This is a genomic window from Lactobacillus helsingborgensis (assembly GCF_003173695.1).
Taxonomy (GTDB): Bacteria; Bacillota; Bacilli; order Lactobacillales; family Lactobacillaceae; genus Lactobacillus; species Lactobacillus helsingborgensis.
The window spans coordinates 1276332-1295463 of the sequence record NZ_CP029544.1; the positions used below are offsets into that span (position 1 = coordinate 1276332).

Here is a 19132-nt window from a genome sequence, read left to right on the forward strand (position 1 = left end):
AACAATGTCTTCGCTACTCATGTGCTTTCCTTGCTCTTGCCTCGGCTTCTCTTAGTATTCCTACTCTCCGCCTCGGCCTTTGCTTTTCCTTAGAAAGGAGGTGATCCAGCCGCAGGTTCTCCTACGGCTACCTTGTTACGACTTCACCCTAATCATCTGTCCTGCCTTAGACGGCTGACTCCTTTGCAGGTTATCCTACCGGCTTTGGGCATTACAGACTCTCATGGTGTGACGGGCGGTGTGTACAAGGCCCGGGAACGTATTCACCGCGGCGTGCTGATCCGCGATTACTAGCGATTCCAGCTTCATGCACTCGAGTTGCAGAGTGCAATCCGAACTGAGATTAGCTTTCAGAGATTCGCTTGCCTTTGCAGGTTCGCTGCTCGTTGTACTAACCATTGTAGCACGTGTGTAGCCCAGGTCATAAGGGGCATGATGACTTGACGTCGTCCCCACCTTCCTCCGGTTTGTCACCGGCAGTCTCATTAGAGTGCCCAACTTAATGCTGGCAACTAATAATAAGGGTTGCGCTCGTTGCGGGACTTAACCCAACATCTCACGACACGAGCTGACGACAGCCATGCACCACCTGTCTTAGTGTTCCCGAAGGAAACATCCTATCTCTAGGACTGGCACTAGATGTCAAGACCTGGTAAGGTTCTTCGCGTTGCTTCGAATTAAACCACATGCTCCACCGCTTGTGCGGGCCCCCGTCAATTCCTTTGAGTTTTAACCTTGCGGTCGTACTCCCCAGGCGGAGTGCTTAATGCGTTAGCTGCAGCACTGAGAGGCGGAAACCTCCCAACACTTAGCACTCATCGTTTACGGCATGGACTACCAGGGTATCTAATCCTGTTCGCTACCCATGCTTTCGAACCTCAGCGTCAGTTACAGACCAGAGAGCCGCCTTCGCCACTGGTGTTCTTCCATATATCTACGCATTCCACCGCTACACATGGAGTTCCACTCTCCTCTTCTGCACTCAAGAAAAATAGTTTCAGTTGCACTTCCCCAGTTAAGCTGGGGGCTTTCACAGCTGACTTATTCTCCCGCCTGCGTTCGCTTTACGCCCAATAAATCCGGACAACGCTTGCCACCTACGTATTACCGCGGCTGCTGGCACGTAGTTAGCCGTGACTTTCTGGTTGATTACCGTCAAACAAGAATCAGTTACTACCCTTGTCCTTCTTCACCAACAACAGAGCTTTACGATCCGAAAACCTTCTTCACTCACGCGGCGTTGCTCCATCAGACTTGCGTCCATTGTGGAAGATTCCCTACTGCTGCCTCCCGTAGGAGTTTGGGCCGTGTCTCAGTCCCAATGTGGCCGGTCAGTCTCTCAACTCGGCTATGCATCATCGCCTTGGTAAGCCGTTACCTTACCAACTAGCTAATGCACCGCGGGCCCATCCTTTAGTGACAGCTCGAAAGCCGCCTTTCTCAGCTTGAGCATGCGCTCGTGCTGCTTATTTGGTATTAGCACCTGTTTCCAAGTGGTATCCCAAGCTAAAGGGCAGGTTGCCCACGTGTTACTCACCCATCCGCCGCTCGCGCTTCTGACTTCCTACCGAAGTATTCCGTCAAAATTGCTCGCTCGACTTGCATGTATTAGGCACGCCGCCAGCGTTCGTCCTGAGCCAGGATCAAACTCTCATTTTTTAAATGTTTGTTTGAATGTTTGCTCATTCGTTCCAAGATTCGCATCTCGGATTTATTTGCTTGCGAAATTGACTTCGCTCTTTTGTTTTGGGTTCTTTAAACCCGCACATTTTTGCGAAAACATTGTTCAGTTTTCAAGGTACTACCTGCTGTCTTCTTTAAAACAGCTTTTTCATTTTGCCAGATTCAGCTGCTTTTGTCAAGCACTTTTTTCTGACTTGTTCGAGCCGTCTTACCTGACAGCGTTTATTATCTTACTAAACCTGTCGCTTTTTGTCAACTGGTTTTGCTCGATTTTTTTGTCGCCCCTTGGCTCCTCTTGCCTTGCGGCTCATTGCCCGACGACAGTTATTAATACTAGCAAGTATTTCTCCTTTTTGCAAGTCTTTTTTGTAAAAAAAGAATGTTATTTCTAACATTCTTACAAAAAGGTATAGTTATGAGTGCTTTTTAACGTTTTTTTCTATATGGTAGAGCAGCAAATGAATGCTTTGGTAAATATCTCTGATATCAGCCTTACACTCATTTAGTACCCAATTAAAAATTATGGCATAAACACCATTTGCTACCATTTCGACTTTTCGAACCGAAAATGCGCCCCGCGGTCTCATATACATTTCAATCGCATAGGCATATTCTTTACTTAAGACGCGGCAAAATTCTGCTGGATCTTGTGCAATACGATTTAAATTGGCGTAAAAAATCTTGTTATCTTGAATTTTAGCCAGCATTCTATAAAACATGCGATCCATATTTTCACTACCAATGACGCGAAGGGTCCTTCTTGTTTGCAACGCTAAAACCGAAGTAAACAAATCACAAATATTGCGGTATTTTTTGTAGAAAGCTACACGATTAATTTTTAGTTCTTTACAGAAGTTTGTTACAGTGTATTTGTTTACACTGTACTTCGACAATCCCGTCACCAATACTTCTTCAGCTTTTGTTAGTCCCATTTCCTTCCTCACTTCTACTTATGGTATTATAAATATATCAATGATGACGGTTACACGCAATAGTTTCTGGTAAAAAAATGATTTAATTTTTAAAAGTTTCTGAATTCTGCAAATAAAGCCGTTTTATAAAAATAAGCAATCAAAAAACTAATAAACCAGATTAATAAACACTGATTTATTAGTTTTAAAAGTGCGGCTAATTTTTTATTTAGTCTTTTTTATTAAGATTGGTCTTCACGACGTCTTTTTCTTTGCCTTTTTGCCTTGCGAATCTTATTGCGCTGTTCAATTTTATTTTTCTGGGCTTTATCTTGCTGAATAGCACGTTTAATCTTTTTCTTATAACCAGGTTTGCGCTTCTTTTTCGCTTTATTAACCATGCCCCTCATTTTATTATCTAAACTGTGAGCAGCTGATTGCCTAGAATTACGACTATGGTAGTGCTTTCGTGGTACCAGAGCACCATTTTTAACTTCAACAAAATCAAATTGAATACCCATTCTTTCCAATTTCAGAATGCGATCCATTTCTTCTTCGCGAATTAAAGTAATTGCGTGACCACTCATCCCATTCCGACCAGTCCTGCCAATACGATGGACGACAAATTCTAGTTCACGTGGAATTTCATAATTGACAACCAAACTAACGCCCTTAATATCTAAACCGCGAGCAGCGAGATCAGTTGCCACAACGTATTGATATTGGCCTGCTTCAACCTCGCGCAAAGTCCTTTTCCGTTCACGTTCAGTTATCCCGCCGTGTATTTTAGCTATTTTAAGCCCTTGATTAGTAAGAAAAGCAGCCAATTCGTCTACTGTTTGTTTCGTATTAGCAAAAATCAATGCTAAATATGGCTGACCGAGAGTTAGAACTTGGTAAAGTACTTTCTCGCGTTTTTTAGCGCCAATATCAATTAAATCGTTTTTAACTGTGGGAGAAATAACAGCAGGATTATCAATGATAATTGTCTCTGGTTTAGACATATATTTGCGCAAAAAATTAGCGAGTTTCACTGGAATGGTGGCTGAAAAAGCTGCTAAGACACAATCCCGCATTAGACGCTGAGCAATAAAATCAATATCGCTTAAAAATCCCATGTCCAGCGTCATATCAGCTTCATCAATGACAAAATTTTTAACATAATCTAACGGTAAAACCTTTTTTTCGACAAAATCATGCAAACGTCCAGGAGTAGCAATAATGAGTTGAGGTTTACGGCGGTTAATTTTTTCTATCTGCCTTTCACGGTCAGTTCCGCCAGCTAAATGCGCAACAGAAATATTCAATCCTGCTGCATCCCGCAACTGCCTGGTCACTTGATACAATTGCTGTGCAAGTTCACGGCTAGGCGTTGTTAAAACTGCCTGGGGATATTGCAAGTTTGTGTCAATTTCGTTCATTACCGGAAGCAAAAAAGCGTGAGTTTTACCAGATCCAGTGACAGCCTGTACCACCACATTTTTGTGCGCCAATAAAACGGGAATTACTTTTTCCTGAACTTTTGTCGGTTTAACAAAATTGATCTTTTTTAAACCTTGCCTAATTGCTGGATTTAACTGTTCGTTTTCAAAAATATTATTCATGTTCCTCTTGGTATTCCTTGGTTACTTGAACTAATTCGGCAAAAATTTGCTTAACTTCAGCCATGTCTTGAGCATTAGCACCACTTGCTAAAGCATGCCCGCCGCCATCATGTTTAGCAGCCAGTTCATTAATTACGGGACCTTTTGACCTGTAGTGGACTCTAAAAGTACCATCAGGCTTTTCTACAAATACGTTCCAGGCGATAATGTCTTTTATCCGCCCAGGAGTAGAAACTGTGCAGGAAGCCTGATCAGAGTCAACACCTAATTCATGCAAAGTTTTTTGAGTTAAAACTGCATAAGCAGCACCGCTAGGATCAACTTTCATATAATCCAAAACGATTGCCTGCAATTTTGCCTGTTCAAAAGTAACATCACTAATGTTACGTGCAATTTCATTGATATTGATACCAGTAGCTGCCAATTTAGCTGCAATTTTAAAAGTATGCTCTGACGTTTCTGGGTACATGAACCTACCGGTATCACCAACTATACCGGCATAAAGCGGATATGCTACTTCTTTTGTTAACGGCATTTTTTCACTAATAATAAAATCGGCAATAATTTGTGATGCGGCAGGCGCTTGATCGTCAACATAACTCATATCCGCATACGGTTCAACATCCGGGTGATGATCAATTTTAATCAAAAAAGCACCCTTACTATACATTTTATTTGAAATTCTAGCTGTATTCCCGGTATCAGTGGTAATCACCAGAGCGCCTTGATAATCCTCGGCAGTGACCTGGTCCATTTTATTAATCCAATCAAGATCGCCTTCATCATTTTCACCGGCACATAAAATTTGCTTAGTCGGAAACTGCAATTTTAAAGAACGAGCCAGCCCCGCCTGTGAGCCCAAAGCATCTGGATCAGGGCTAGTATGCCTGTGTAGAATGATGGTGTCATATTGTGTGATTTTTTGATAAATTTGGTCAAAAGTGCTCATATCTATACTCCTTTATTTAGCAAATCATAATATTTAGTTTAACAATAAAATAGCTCATTTAGTAAATAGATTTAAATCCATATTTTCATAATCTGCTTCAGAAAAATCAGTAGCCGTTACTCCTAGAAGCCTAATACCGTCGTTTAAAAAGGAGCTTGATATTGGGTCAAACAAATCTTTAGCAGCATCATAAATTTCCAAAGGATTATTCGTAGCGTGTTCAAGTTTACGTCTTTTAGTAACAGTTTTAAACGCACTATTTCTAATTTTTAAAACAATCGTATTAGCATAAAAATTGCGCTCGCTTAGTTTATCCGCTAAATCATTAACATAATTGCGCAAATTAGTAAGTGCAGTCTGCTCATTATAGACACTGGGTTCATAAGAACGTTCAATGCCAATTGATTTACGGTTGCGCTCATCGTCTGGTATTACCCGTGACAAGTCGATACCATTTGCATGTTCAGCCATCAAATAGCCCATACGGTTGAAATGTTTAATTAAATCACGAACATGTATTTTTTGCAAGCCGCGTCCTGTATAGATACCCATCTCTGCTAATTTGGCTTGGGTCTTTGGACCAATACCATGAAAACGGGCAATTTTTTGCCTAGCCAAAAATTCTTGCGCTTCGTCAGGCAAAATAATGGTGCGACCAAAAGGTTTGGAGTATTCAGAACCCATCTTTGCGAGAAATTTATTGTAAGTTACACCGAAAGAACAGTTCAAGCCTACCTCTTGTTTAATCTTGGTTTGTAAATTAATTGCGATTTGAAGCGCGGAAGAAAGACCCTGCTTATTTTCAGTGACATCTAAATATGCTTCATCAAGCGCGATAGATTGCACCTTATCTGTACTTTCGTGCATTAACTGGTGTATTTCCGTTGAAACCTTATGGTATTTGGTAAAGTCTGGACTCATGAATACCAACTTGTTTTTGGGTATCAGTCTAAGTGCCTTAATTGACGGCATTGCTGAATGGACACCATATTGACGCGCAATATAGTTTGCTGTTGCCACAACGCCATGACCGTGATAGTCACGCGGATCTTGCCCAATTACTAGTGCTTTATTTTTGAGTTCAGGATGATCGCGAGTTTCAACAGAAGCATAAAAAGCATCCATATCAAGGTGAATGATCTTTCTGTGCGTGTCATTTTGTGGTAGCAGGCCATCATCAAATTTAGTCATAAATCCAGCGCTCAGTCGGTGTTTCAAAAATTTTATTTGCTGCTTTAGGTCCCATCCTATATGGCAAATATTGCTCAGGCTCATGACGTTGTTCATTTTCCTTTTGCCAGGCTTCTTCAATCTGGTCAATAAAGTGCCAGTAATTCTTTAGTTCACTCCAGTGGGTGAAATTGGTGGAATCATTGATAAAGACATCATGTAACAAGCGCTCATAGCCATCCGGCACCTGATTTTGCTCTTCTTGCGAAAAAAGATAGCTCATATTTTCCCGTCTAATGCCACTTTCATTGATTTTTTTACCATTAATAGTGATAAAAATTTGCATTTGCGGGTCAATAATAATTGTAATGTTATTAGAATGAGCTCTGCCATATTGATTAGATTTATGCTTTAATACAATGTCAATTCTATTTTTCTTCTCCCTCATTTCTTTACCAGTTCTAAAGTAGATTGGTGTTCCTGCTAATGGACCCTTTTTGAACTTTACTTCTCCAGCGACAAAAGTTTCTGTTTGTGAATCTTCTGCTACATTTGGTTCTTGGCGATAGCCAAAAGTAACATCACTACCTAAGTATTGGCCCCTGACAAAATGAGCGGCAATTTCTTTTTCAGAGGGTATTACCAGGCTGCTTAATAGTTCCTGCTTTGCCTCATGAATACTTCTTGAAGTTAAATCTTTGGGTTCTGGCATAGCCAGTAATGTAATTATTTGAAAAATATGATTTTGAACCATGTCACGCAAAGCTCCTGAAGTCTCATAGTAACCCCCACGAGCTTCAACACCCAGCCTTTCAGCTAGAGTGACTTGGACGTTTTTAATATTTTCATTATTCCAAACATTCTTAATCAATGGATTGGTCAAGCGTAACGGCAAGATATTTTGCACCATTTCTTTACCCAAATAATGATCAATTCTAAAAATATCATCCTCAGCAAATGATGCTGTTATTTGCTTATTTAATTCTTCTGCGCTTGTAAGATCACGACCAAAAGGTTTTTCAACAACAATTCGGTTAAAGCCGGAGCTGGTTAGGTGTTGGTCGTTAATATGTTCGGCAATTGTACCAAAAAATCTAGGAGCCATTGCCATATAAAAGATTCGATTACCTTGTGAACTATAGCGATCGTCCAGTTCCTGAGCTAAATTTTTCAAAGTTTCATAATGTTCTACATTTGTCACATCATGAGATTGATAGTAAAAATGACTGGCAAACTCAGCTAAATTATTTTCATTAACTTCACTGTGAGTTTCGTGAACCGCATCACACACTTGTCCACGCAAATATTCGTGCGACCAAGGCCTACGTGCAGTAGCAATTACCGCAAAATTATCGTGAATTAAACCTTGCTCATACAAATTAAATAACGCAGGATACAGTTTTCTGTGTGCTAAATCTCCACTACCACCAAAGATAATCATAATAACTGGAATATTTTTCATGAGAAAATCCTTTCTGATACCTATATGTGCTAGTATCATTTTATACTATTTTTTTAAAAAACTGACACTTTGCGCAATAATAAACCATTATTAACAAAATAAGCCAATAAAAAAGTGCCCCTTTAAGGACACAATTCTTTGTTATTTTTCTTGATCATCAGCAGCATCAGAAGATTGACTAGCTGGTTTTTCTTCTGTAGGTTTGTCTGCAGGAGCTTCAGGTTTTTGCTCTGAATCTGGTTCTTTTTCAGGTTCACTTTCTGCTTGATCTTCAGCTTTAGTATCGGCTGGAGTTGCGGAAACAGGTTCGGCTGAAGCTGGGCTACTTGGCAAAATTTGCTGAATAGCCATCCTGCTAAACGTCAAATAAATTCCGTCAGCATCAACTACTACTGTTTTGTCTTTTGTATTAACAGAATCAATTTTACCGTGCAAGCCATCAATTAAGACCACATTGTCACCCTTTTTTAATTGGTTCATCATTTCCATTTTCTTTTGTTGCTGCTTTTTTTGTGGCTTAATCATGAAGAAATATGTTACGGCAAAGATAGCAACTATAAATACTATCATCATCAAATTTCCGCCACCAGCATTAGCATTAGCTAAAAATAATGTATTCACTTTTACACTCCTCAATTAATTTTAATTCCTAATTATTCATTATACAAAAAATAACGCATAATTGCATTATTTGTCTGGCAAAGGCAATCCCAGATGAATGTAGGCCTTCTCTGTCGCCATTCTACCCCTAGGTGTCATTAACAAAAACCCGTTTTGCATTAAATAAGGTTCGTAAAGAGACTGAATGGTTTCTACATCTTCCCCTGCATTAGCTGCTAAAGTTCTGATACCCACGGGACCTCCATGATAATTTTCAATAATTACCCGTAAAATTTTACGATCCGTTTGATTTAGGCCTTCATCGTCAACTTGTAATTGCTTCAAAGAATCAGCAGTAGTAGCAAACGAAATAACCTGTTCACCTTTAACTTGGGCAAAGTCTCTGACCCTTCTTAATAAACGGTTCGCTACTCTGGGAGTACCTCGTGATCTTCTGGCTAATTCATGTGCTGCCTTTTGCTCAATTTCAATATTAAAAACCTTGCTGGAGCGGGAAATAATCTTTTCCAGTTCTGCAACAGTGTAATATTGCAAATGCTCAACAATCCCAAAGCGTCCTCTTAATGGTGCTGACAACTGGCCGGCTAAAGTAGTTGCGCCAACTAAAGTAAATGGTGGCAGCGGTACGTGGACGGCGTGGGTAGTTTGTCCTTCACCGATCACAATATCAACATAGTAGTCTTCCATAGCAGAATAGAGCACTTCTTCGATGGGTTTGGCTAGCCGATGAATTTCATCAATAAATAAAATGTCTCCGGGATCAAGATCAGTTAGTAGGGCTACTAAGTCACCAGCCTTTTCAATAGCTGGACCGCTAGTACTCTTTAAATTTACACCCAGTTCATTAGCAATAACAAAAGCTAAAGTAGTCTTACCTAAACCTGGAGGCCCATATAACAAGACATGGTCAAGAGCTTCGTCTCTTTTCTTTGCCGCTTTAATATATACCGCCATCTCTTGTTTCACTCGTTTTTGACCCAAGTATTCAGTTAAAGTCTGCGGACGCAAAGAAAAATCAGCCTGCTCATCTTCTGAGCCCTGAACTTTTCCAGAAACTATTGCGTTTTTATCTTCTGCCACCAATCTCACTTCCCTTTAAAACCTTAATTATATTATAACAAGATTTACTTCTTCAACAGTAGAGCCAAACCTTTTTTAATATATTGATCCGCAGTGGTTTTATCTTCTTTAACTAAAGCCGGTGTAATACGGTCAACTTCTTTTTTAGTATAACCCAACGCCAGTAAAGCCAATAAAGCATCGTTTAATTCCGGTGATACTTCTGGCAAAACAGTTGAATTAGCCTTTTTAACAAAATCTCCCAACTTACCTTTTAAATCCAAGACGATTTGAGAAGCAGTTTTTTTGCCTACACCTGGAAAATGAGTTAAATACTTAACCTCGCCCTTTTCAATTGCTTCGGCAAGTGATTTACTATTTTCGGCCGCCATAATTGCCAAGGCAGATTTGGGACCAATCCCGCTCACGCTCAACAATTTTAAAAATAATTCTTTATCATCTGCCGATTGAAAGCCATAAAGAGTAATCCCTGTATCCCGCACAATTTGTTCAATAAATACACGTGCTTTTTGTCCTTCTTCATAAGCAAAAGGCGTAGGACTAAATACTTTATAACCAATACCTGTTACATCAACCACGATGTAATTTGGTCTAATAAAGGCAATCGTGCCATCTAAATACTCGTACATTAACTATTCATTCCTTTTAAACATTTTACGTATATCATTCTGTTTCAAACGCACAATTACCAAGTTTCCTTGAGCATCATGATACGGATCACTAATTTCTCTTAAACTGGTTAAAATTTCGCCGCAGTCAGCAGTTGTTAATTTTTGGCGACCAGCTATTTTTTTCTGTGCCTCTTGCGCTGCAATTCTTTTAATCAAACTAGCATTACTGCCCTGATCAACATTAATAAAAAAATCTAAAATGCGACGCACAGACTGTTCAACATCTCGACCAAGCCAAGTAGGATAAGACCGTAAAATAAAGGTATCTTGCCCAAATTCTTCCAAGTAGATACCAATTTTTTGAATATCTGCCATCTTGTTTTTTATTTGTAAATAATCCAGATTCCCAAATTCTAAAATTAAGGGAGTTAATAATCCCTGCTGATTAATTTGCGGACTGGCTAGATCGCGCATTATTTTTTTAAAAGCGAGTAATCTTCTCGCTGTCACTTGATCAACTAAGTACAAATCACCAGCATTTGCCGCAATAATATATGTAGCTGTCTGACCAACAAAGGTTAATTCCGGCAGGCTACTTGCTAAAAGTTCATCGCCAGCTGAAATAACGGCGGCAGTCGAATTATTACTACTAAAAGGTGTTAGTTGACACTGCTTTTTAACATTGTCAGTCCAAGTAGAAGTAATTAAGTAACGATCATCATCGCGTGGAATGTTTAGGTCTACATAACGCGTGTGTTTGATATTCTTAATCTTATCTGGCTCATTTTCCCGAATCTCATCGACTTCAGGGGTTCTCTTAGTTTCTACTACATTCTTATTTAAATTAAATTTAAGTTGATCAACCAAAGTCTCTGTTTTAGAGGCGGTCAAATTATTGACAGCATCAACTTCATTTTCGTTAATTAAAAGCGCTGTACTGATTGCATTAGTGATTAAACGACTTAATTCAGTTTCTTTGGAAAGACGGACTTCTCGTTTTGTCGGGTGAACATTCACATCTACTAAAAGTGGATCTGTTTTAATTCTCACAACGGCAAAGGGATAATGTTTATCAGAAAGTTTATTGCCATAGCCATCCATCACTGCACTAGATAATCTAAAATTTTTAATATAACGTCCATTTAACATAATAGATATAAAATTACGGGTTGCTCTAGTCAGTTCCGGCTTAGAAATTAATCCACTAACTTCAAAATCATTATCGCTACTTTTAAATTCCAGCATTTTTTCGGCAACTTGACGGCCATAAACGCTGGAAACCGTCTGGCGTAAATTATTGTTACCAGCGGTTCTAAGTAACAACTTTCCTTCATTCATCAAAGTAAAGGCAATATCTGGATAACCTAAAGCTATGCGGTTTACTATATCAACAATTTTCATAATTTCAGTGCGCGGACTACGTAAATATTTTAACCGTGCAGGCGTGTTATAGAATAAATCTTTGACTGTTATTTGTGTACCTTGTACTGCTGCGGCTTCCTCTTGCCCTTTTTTAATCCCCGCTGAAAATTGGGCACGCGTGCCAACTTTACCGGTTGCGTTGGTTAAAATTTCAACATGGCTGACAGCAGCAATTGACGCCAAAGCTTCTCCCCGAAATCCCAAGGTACTGACGTTAAATAAATCGTGTTCATTTTTAATCTTACTGGTCGCGTGCCTAGTAAAAGCTAAGTCAATTTGATCACTGGGAATACCAGATCCGTTATCTTGAACTACGATCTGTTTTAAACCGGCATCAATAAAATCTATTCTAATCCTGCTACTACCAGCATCAATTGCATTTTCGACCAATTCTTTGACTACGCTTGCTGGCCTTTCGATTACTTCTCCAGCAGCAATCTGATTAGCCAGATTAACTGCTAGCTCATGTATTTGTGCCATGACTAGTTTTCATCCTTTAAATCTTCTTGCCAATTTTCAACTAATTGCATCACTTGCAGCGGCGTTTGGTCTGCTAGATAAAGATTGGAAATTTCATCTAGAATATCCTTCTCCTTAGCAGTTAATTCATTTTCAGCTTCTAATTCAGATTCGCTTGCCGACGATTCTTCAGGCTCATTACTGAATAAATCTAACTGAGTAGAAGCAGGACCTAAACTACTGCCTTGTGCTTCAAGTCTCTTAAGCAATTTAGTTGCCTTGCGCAACACTTTTTTAGGCAAACCAGCTAGTTGGGCTACGTGAATACCATAACTTTGATCAGCTGGTCCAGGTAGAATTTTATGCAAGAAAATCAATTTGCCATTTTCTTCAGTTGCACCTACATGGATATTCTTTAGATGTGATAAGGTATGCTCCATCGCGGTTAATTCATGGAAGTGAGTGGCAAATAGTACTTTAGCACCAACTTCATCATGGAGATACTGGACAATTGCACCAGCTAGAGCCATGCCATCATAAGTTGCAGTTCCACGTCCAATTTCATCAAATAAAACCAGACTACGCTTAGTAGCGTGCTGTAAGGCATCATTTGCTTCAGTCATTTCGACCATAAACGTGCTTTGACCTGAGATCAAATCATCAGCTGCACCTATACGGGTAAATATTTGATCAAAAATAGGCAAATCTGCACTATCGGCGGGCACAAAAGACCCAATTTGCGCCATAACGGCAATAAGTGCCATTTGCCGCATATATGTACTCTTACCCGACATGTTAGGTCCAGTAATTAGAAAAATATCAGTGTCTTCCGTTAGTTTGACATCATTTGGAATATATGAACCGGCCTTCATTACTTGTTCAACTACGGGGTGACGACCTGCGACCACTTTCACATCCTGATTATCGGTATGAAATTCTGGTCTGCAATAATTATTTTCTTCAGCCACTTGAGCAAAAGAACAGAAAACATCAAGTGCAGCAATCTGCCCACCCAATTTTTGTAAAGCAGGAATATATTTTTTAACTTCGTCACGCAATTTCACAAACAATTCATATTCCAAATCTGTTGACTTAGTTTGTGCTTCCAAAATAAGATTTTCATGTTCTTTAAGTTCTGGGGTAATATATCGTTCTGCATTAGTTAAAGTTTGCTTACGCTGGTACCGGTCAAGGGGCACCTTATTCTTATTTGAATTGGTTACTTGAATATAGTAGCCAAAAACCTTGTTATAACCTACTTTAAGGTTATCAATACCCGTTTTTGCTCTTTCTTCCTGCTCCATTTCTGTCAGCCATTTTTTGCCGTTATTCATTGCATCCCGATAACGGTCTAATTGACTGTCAACGCCACTTTTTATCAGCCCGCCTTCAGTGGTTAAAACGGGTGGTTGATCAACAATAGTGGACGTAATTAATTTGGCAACTCCTCTTAGGGGATCAATTTCTTGAGCAAAATTTTGCAGGTTTTTATTATCTGCTTTTTGCATTGCTGCTAATATTGGAGGAACTGCAGCAAGAGAATGTGCTAGTTGTAATAATTCTCTGGCATTAACGCTGCCGAAAGCAATTCTACCTGTTAAACGCTCTAGGTCATATACACCTTTTAGTGCATCAACAATATTTTCACGAGTAAAGTATTCATCAAGTAAAGCCTGCACCATCTCTTGCCGTTGACCTAACTTGGCAACCGATAATAACGGCCTTGCCAGCCACTGCTTGAGCAGGCGTCCACCCATAGCCGTATGCGTTTTATCAAGCACCCAAAACAGTGAACCCATTTTCTTGCCTGTTTTAGCAGAAGCTGTTAACTCCAAGTTATCCCGCACAGTATGAGACATTTGCAAGTACTGACTAACTTCATAGCTTTGAGCAGCTTGAAGGTGAGCCAGACTGCGCCGCTGTGTTTGCAATAAGTAACCCACTAATTGTTTAACAGCAGATTTTTCAGCAGAGTTAGTTAAATTTTGTTCAGCAAAAGAAATTTCTGCATGTTTCCCAGTTAATTCGACTGGCTCTGACACTGTAATATTGGCTTTATGCAGGAAGTCGCTGTCGCGTTCATTCAAATGACCATTAAAAACCACTTCCCGCGTACGAAGTGAAAGCAGTTCGTTAGACACAGCAGCAAAACTCTTTAAATGCGTGGCGTAAATTTCACCAGTTGATAAATCACTATATGCAAGACCAAAACAGCTCTTAGTGGTAACAACTGAAGTTAAATAATTGGACTCCTTAGCTTCACTAGGCTTGTCATTCATCAAGGTTCCCGGCGTAACTAATTGAATGATGCCACGTTTAACCATGCCTTTTGCTTTTTTCGGATCTTCAAGCTGCTCACATAAAGCAACTTTGTATCCCTTCTCAACCAGCGTGTCGACATAAGATTGAACTGCCACGTGAGGCACTCCAGCCATGGGAACAGGATTTTCAGCTTTATTTGAACGGTGAGTTAAAGTCAACTCCAGAATTTGTGCGCCCTTTACCGCATCATCTTCGAATAATTCATAAAAATCTCCGACACGATAAAAAAGAAAAGCATCGGGATACTGCTTTTTGATTTCATGATATTGCTCCATCATTGGCGTTAAATTTGCTTTCACAATTATTCCTCTTCTTTTCTGGTTTACTGTTATTATTATACGCTAAACTAAACGTTAAAAGAAAAAAGACCGTAGTTAAAACGATCTCTTTTGTTAGATTTTTATTTTTGTAATCACTTAAAAGTGCCTTTAAGCAATATGACCTTCAATACTTTGCAAATCTTTTTTGCCATCCATTTTTACAATTGCACCGATAGCAGCTGTGATCCCCTTAACATCATCTGCCAAACTTAGAGAAGGAGTTTCCGGTTTAGCTACAACCTGTTCCGGCAAATAAGGAATATGCATAAAGCCAGCTTTAAGATCAGGAAATTCCTTATCAATCATATATTGAACTTGGTACATAATATGGTTGCAGACAAAAGTACCAGCGGTAGTAGAAACAGAACTTGGTAAACCTGCATCCCGAATTGCCCGGGCCATTGCTTTAACCGGAAGTTGGGTGAAATAAGCGTTTTGTCCGTCTTCATGAATTGGCGTAGCAATTGGTTGGTAACCCTTATTATCAGCAATACGACCATCATCAAAATTGATAGCTACACGCTCAGGGGTCAACGCAAAACGACCGCCAGCTTGACCGATATTTAAAACATAGTCGGGCTTTTCCTTAAGGATTGCTTCGTGGACCACATTAGCACATTCGCCAAAAACAGTAGGAATTTCCAATTTAACTATTTGTGCACCCGCAATTTCATCATCTAATCTTTTTACTGCCTCTATTGCAGGGTTAATTTCGTCTTCACCAAACGGATCAAATCCAGTGACTAAAATCTTCATTATTTTTCTCCTTACTATTTAAAATGCCAGAACATACATTAGAATAATTTGAATAATCAGCATACTAATTGCAATTGGAAATTGCTGCTTAATCACGCCCAACTGGTCTTTCATTTCCATCAGCGCAACTGGCAAAGTGTTAAAGTTAGCTGCCATAGGAGTCAACAAAGTACCACAATAACCTGATGTCATCCCCAAAGCGGCAACAATTACAGGTGAACCGCCTTGAGCCACAACAAAAGGGATACCGATACCAGCAGTAATAACAGCAAAGGCAGCAAATGCATTGCCCATAATTGCAGTAAATAATGCCATAGCAACACAGTACAAGGTCACTCCTAATAAGTGATTTCCAATTGGGAAAAGACCGGAAATGGCTTTAGCAGTTACTTGTCCCACGCCGGAAGCTGTAAATACAACTCCCAAAGTAGCAAGCAATTGCGGCAAAATTCCTGCAGATCCAACCGAACGAACCATTCTTTGTGTATCTTCATAAACAACTTTGCCATTCGATTTGGTTAGAAATTGGGCAACAATTAAAGAAACAATTGCAGCAACGCCAATTCCCACTTGCCCACCTAAGTTAGTAAATTGAGCAATTACTAAAGCCAATACGGCTAATAAAATACTGGGTAAGAAAATCCAATTACCAATACGCTTAATAGTTTTGGTAGCCACTTTTTCATCTAAACTTTTTATATGACCAACACGCACTTGTTTAAACAAGGACAATAAAGCAATCACCAGAATGATACCGCCGTTGACAGCATTTGGCAGCCATTGCCCGGCACAAAACAGTACGGCAAATAAGAACCAGAATGCTCCTGTACCCCAACGAACAGGATTAGTTTCATCACGCCAAGATTCAATAGCAGCAGCTAAAAAGAAGAGGCCGATTAAAATATAGAAGGCTAATAAAATATTATTAATTAAAGTATCCATCTTTTCTCCTATTTTTCTTTATGTTTCATTAACTTTTTGTCAAAAGCGTGATTGTAAAACAAACATAGAATATAGCTGATAATTGCTACTGGAAATGTGTATAAAACTATTCCTGATGGACTAACTGGGTGTCCTAGTGATTTCATCGTACTTGAAATAAGTAAAACACTAGATGAGGCCACAAAGAGATTTTGGGCAAAGAAATTACCAAAATTCTCAGTAGCAGCAGCCCTTCCCTTGATTTTATCCATTTCAAGCGGTGTTAGTTCACCGTTAACTTTTCCAGCAGCTTGCGCCATAGGATTTATCAAGGGTGCTATGAACTGCACATGACCCTGCAGCGAAATACCAAAAGCACCAGCAATTTCACGTATTGCCATGTAAATATCAAAAATGCGTCCAGGAGTTAATTTCTTCATTTTTTGAATGAGGTTAACTGCTGCCTGCTTTAAACCATGTCTTTCTAAAATGCCAATTGTAGGTAATGTTAAAAAGAACAGTGAAACCATTCTGTTATCCATAAAACCTTTACCTAAGATAGTTAAAAAAGAAGTAAAATCTATTCCTGAAACTAATGCAGTAACTAAAGCGGAAATTACGACAACAGCGATTGTATCAAGGCCAAAAGCAAAGCCTACCACTATTACTACAACACCTAATAAACTTAAATATTCCACTAATTTTCCTTTCTAGTGAAAAATCCTGACTAACAATTTAATTTTTAAAACTAATTTTAAAAAATAAAAATCCTATTAGCAAGCCCCACAGGGTTGCTAGTAGGATTTATTAAATAACTAATAAAAACTAGATTACATTACACCTGGATTGCCAGCGCCTGCAGCATTAGGATCAGCAGCAGGTTTATCTTCTGGTATTTCGGCAACAACTGCTTCAGTAGTCAGAAGCAAAGCAGCAATTGAAGCAGCATTTTGTAAAGCAGTACGAGTTACCTTGGTTGGGTCAATAATTCCGGCTTCAACCATGTTTTCCCATTTGCCATTAGCTGCGTTATAACCAACTTCATTATCTTGACCTTCAAGCTTGTTCAAGATAACTGAGCCGTCTTCACCGGCATTGTCAGCGATTTGACGAACTGGAGCAGTCAATGCCTCTAAAACAATGTTGATTCCAGTTTGTTCATCGGCATTATCACCTTTAAGGTCTTTAACTGCATCTTTAACATCTACTAATGCAGTACCACCACCGGCAACGTAACCTTCGTCAACAGCAGCACGGGTTGAGTTCAAAGCATCTTCAATACGGTATCTGCGTTCTTTTAATTCAGTTTCAGTAGCAGCACCAACATGGATAACAGCTACACCACCAGTTAATTTAGCTAAACGTTCTTGCAGTTTCTTCTTGTCAAAGTCTGAAGTAGTTTCTTCAATTTGCTTTCTGATAGAATCTTCACGATCTTTAATAGCTTCATTAGAGCCAGAACCATCAACAATGGTTGTTGAATCCTTAGTAACAGTAATGCGACGAGCTTGACCTAATTGATCAATCTTAGTGTCTTTTAATTCAAGTCCTAAATCATCAGTAATTACTGTACCACCAGTTAAAGCGGCAATATCTTGCAGTTGTTCTTTACGACGGTCACCAAAGCCAGGAGCCTTAACAGCAACAACGTTAAATGTACCACGAATCTTGTTCAAAACTAATGTTGGTAAAGCTTCGCCTGAAACATCGTCAGCAATAATCAGTAATGATTTACCTTGTTGCACAATTTCTTGTAACAATGGCAAAATGTCTTGGATATTGGAAATCTTCTTATCAGTAATTAAAATATATGGATTGTCAAGATCAGCTTCCATCTTGTCGTTGTCAGTTACCATGTATTGTGACAGGTAACCACGGTCAAATTGCATACCTTCAACTACTGACAATTCAGTTTCAATACCACGTGAATCTTCAATAGTAATAACACCATCATTACCAACCTTTTCCATTGCATCAGCGATTAAATCACCAACTTCTTTGGAAGCTGAAGATACAGAAGCAACTTGGGCAATTTGGTCTTTTGAAGAAACAGTGTGACTAATCTTGTGTAATTCGTTAACTACAGCCTTAGTAGCTTTTTCAATACCACGACGAACACCTACAGGGTTAGCACCAGCGGTAACATTCTTCATGCCTTCGCGAATAATTGCTTGAGTCAAAACAACAGCAGTAGTAGTACCGTCACCGGCAATATCATTAGTTTTTTGTGCTGCTTCAGCAACTAACTTAGCACCCATGTTCTCATAGTGGTCTTTTAACTCAATTGCTTTGGCAATAGTTACACCATCGTTTGTAATGTCAGGGTTGCCGTATGATTGCTCTAAAACAACGTTTCTACCCTTAGGACCAATAGTTGCCTTAACAGTGTCAGCTAATTTATCAACGCCCTTTAATAGGGAACGTCTTGCTTTTTCTGAAAATTTAATATCTTTTGCCATATTTTTATGCGCTCCTTAATTACTTAACAATTGCTAAAATATCTTTTTCATGAAGGACTAAATATTTTTCACCATCGTATTTAACATCTGTACCGGAATACTTATCGTATAAAACAACGTCGCCTTCCTTAACAGTCATAGGTATTTTACTGCCATTTTCAGCATAATTACCTTCACCGACAGCAACAACTTCACCTTCGGTTGGCTTTTGTTTAGCATTAGAAGCTAGGACGATTCCGCCTACAGTTTTTTCTTCTTCTTCTTTAACTTTTACGATCACGCGATCACCAATTGGTTGTAACACGTTTGTCCCTCCTACAATTAATTTTTGTTAATTTAATGTGCCGTTAGCACTCTTGCTCATCAAGTGCTAACTTACATC

General features: G+C 39.3%; 15 protein-coding genes and 1 rRNA gene. All 16 read right to left on the reverse strand.

What is annotated here, in order from left to right:
• Positions 1-93 precede the first annotated feature (93 nt).
• The 16 genes from DLD54_RS06120 to groES all read right to left on the reverse strand — a co-directional run bounded on the left by DLD54_RS06120 (position 94) and on the right by groES (position 19054).
• Positions 94-1659: ribosomal RNA gene (locus tag DLD54_RS06120) — 16S ribosomal RNA — on the reverse strand.
• Between the two features lie 437 nt (positions 1660-2096).
• Positions 2097-2615 (reverse strand): TetR-like C-terminal domain-containing protein, encoded by a 519-nt coding sequence (locus DLD54_RS06125; protein WP_109918613.1) that lies wholly within the window; start codon positions 2613-2615, stop codon positions 2097-2099.
• 221 nt (positions 2616-2836) lie between these two features.
• Entirely contained in the window at positions 2837-4198 is a 1362-nt protein-coding gene (locus DLD54_RS06130; RefSeq protein ID WP_109918614.1) for a DEAD/DEAH box helicase, read from the reverse strand.
• A complete protein-coding gene (locus DLD54_RS06135; protein WP_109918615.1) occupies positions 4191-5147 on the reverse strand; it encodes a DHH family phosphoesterase in 957 nt (318 codons plus the stop codon). The genes DLD54_RS06130 and DLD54_RS06135 overlap by 8 nt, the downstream gene beginning before the upstream one ends.
• A gap of 54 nt (positions 5148-5201) precedes the next feature.
• Positions 5202-6338 carry a DNA polymerase IV gene (gene dinB, locus DLD54_RS06140; protein WP_109918616.1) on the reverse strand — a complete coding sequence of 379 codons (1137 nt, stop codon included), beginning with the start codon at positions 6336-6338 and terminating at the stop codon, positions 5202-5204.
• Positions 6331-7779, reverse strand: a complete 1449-nt coding sequence (zwf, locus tag DLD54_RS06145; protein ID WP_109918617.1) for a glucose-6-phosphate dehydrogenase — start codon at positions 7777-7779, stop codon at positions 6331-6333. The genes dinB and zwf overlap by 8 nt, the downstream gene beginning before the upstream one ends.
• A 141-nt stretch (positions 7780-7920) precedes the next feature.
• On the reverse strand, positions 7921-8400 hold the full coding sequence (gene yajC, locus DLD54_RS06150) for a preprotein translocase subunit YajC (RefSeq protein WP_109918618.1): 480 nt from the start codon (positions 8398-8400) through the stop codon (positions 7921-7923).
• 66 nt (positions 8401-8466) lie between these two features.
• Positions 8467-9489, reverse strand: coding sequence for a Holliday junction branch migration DNA helicase RuvB (gene ruvB / locus DLD54_RS06155; RefSeq protein WP_370448318.1), 1023 nt, complete (start codon positions 9487-9489; stop codon positions 8467-8469).
• A 35-nt stretch (positions 9490-9524) separates the two neighbouring features.
• Entirely contained in the window at positions 9525-10109 is a 585-nt protein-coding gene (ruvA, locus tag DLD54_RS06160; protein ID WP_109918620.1) for a Holliday junction branch migration protein RuvA, read from the reverse strand.
• A 3-nt stretch (positions 10110-10112) separates the two neighbouring features.
• A complete protein-coding gene (mutL, locus tag DLD54_RS06165) occupies positions 10113-11993 on the reverse strand; it encodes a DNA mismatch repair endonuclease MutL (RefSeq protein ID WP_109918621.1) in 1881 nt (626 codons plus the stop codon).
• Between the two features lie 2 nt (positions 11994-11995).
• Positions 11996-14572 carry a DNA mismatch repair protein MutS gene (gene mutS / locus DLD54_RS06170; RefSeq protein WP_109919016.1) on the reverse strand — a complete coding sequence of 859 codons (2577 nt, stop codon included), beginning with the start codon at positions 14570-14572 and terminating at the stop codon, positions 11996-11998.
• A gap of 150 nt (positions 14573-14722) precedes the next feature.
• Positions 14723-15370, reverse strand: a complete 648-nt coding sequence (gene pcp, locus DLD54_RS06175; protein ID WP_109918622.1) for a pyroglutamyl-peptidase I — start codon at positions 15368-15370, stop codon at positions 14723-14725.
• 18 nt (positions 15371-15388) lie between these two features.
• Entirely contained in the window at positions 15389-16312 is a 924-nt protein-coding gene (locus DLD54_RS06180) for a DUF979 domain-containing protein (protein ID WP_109918623.1), read from the reverse strand.
• 8 nt (positions 16313-16320) lie between these two features.
• Positions 16321-16989: a DUF969 domain-containing protein gene (locus DLD54_RS06185; RefSeq protein WP_109918624.1), complete on the reverse strand. Its 669-nt coding sequence runs from the start codon at positions 16987-16989 to the stop codon at positions 16321-16323.
• Between the two features lie 132 nt (positions 16990-17121).
• On the reverse strand, positions 17122-18750 hold the full coding sequence (gene groL, locus DLD54_RS06190) for a chaperonin GroEL (RefSeq protein ID WP_109918625.1): 1629 nt from the start codon (positions 18748-18750) through the stop codon (positions 17122-17124).
• A 19-nt stretch (positions 18751-18769) separates the two neighbouring features.
• Positions 18770-19054 (reverse strand): co-chaperone GroES, encoded by a 285-nt coding sequence (gene groES / locus DLD54_RS06195; protein ID WP_038523480.1) that lies wholly within the window; start codon positions 19052-19054, stop codon positions 18770-18772.
• Between the last annotated feature and the right edge of the window lie 78 nt (positions 19055-19132).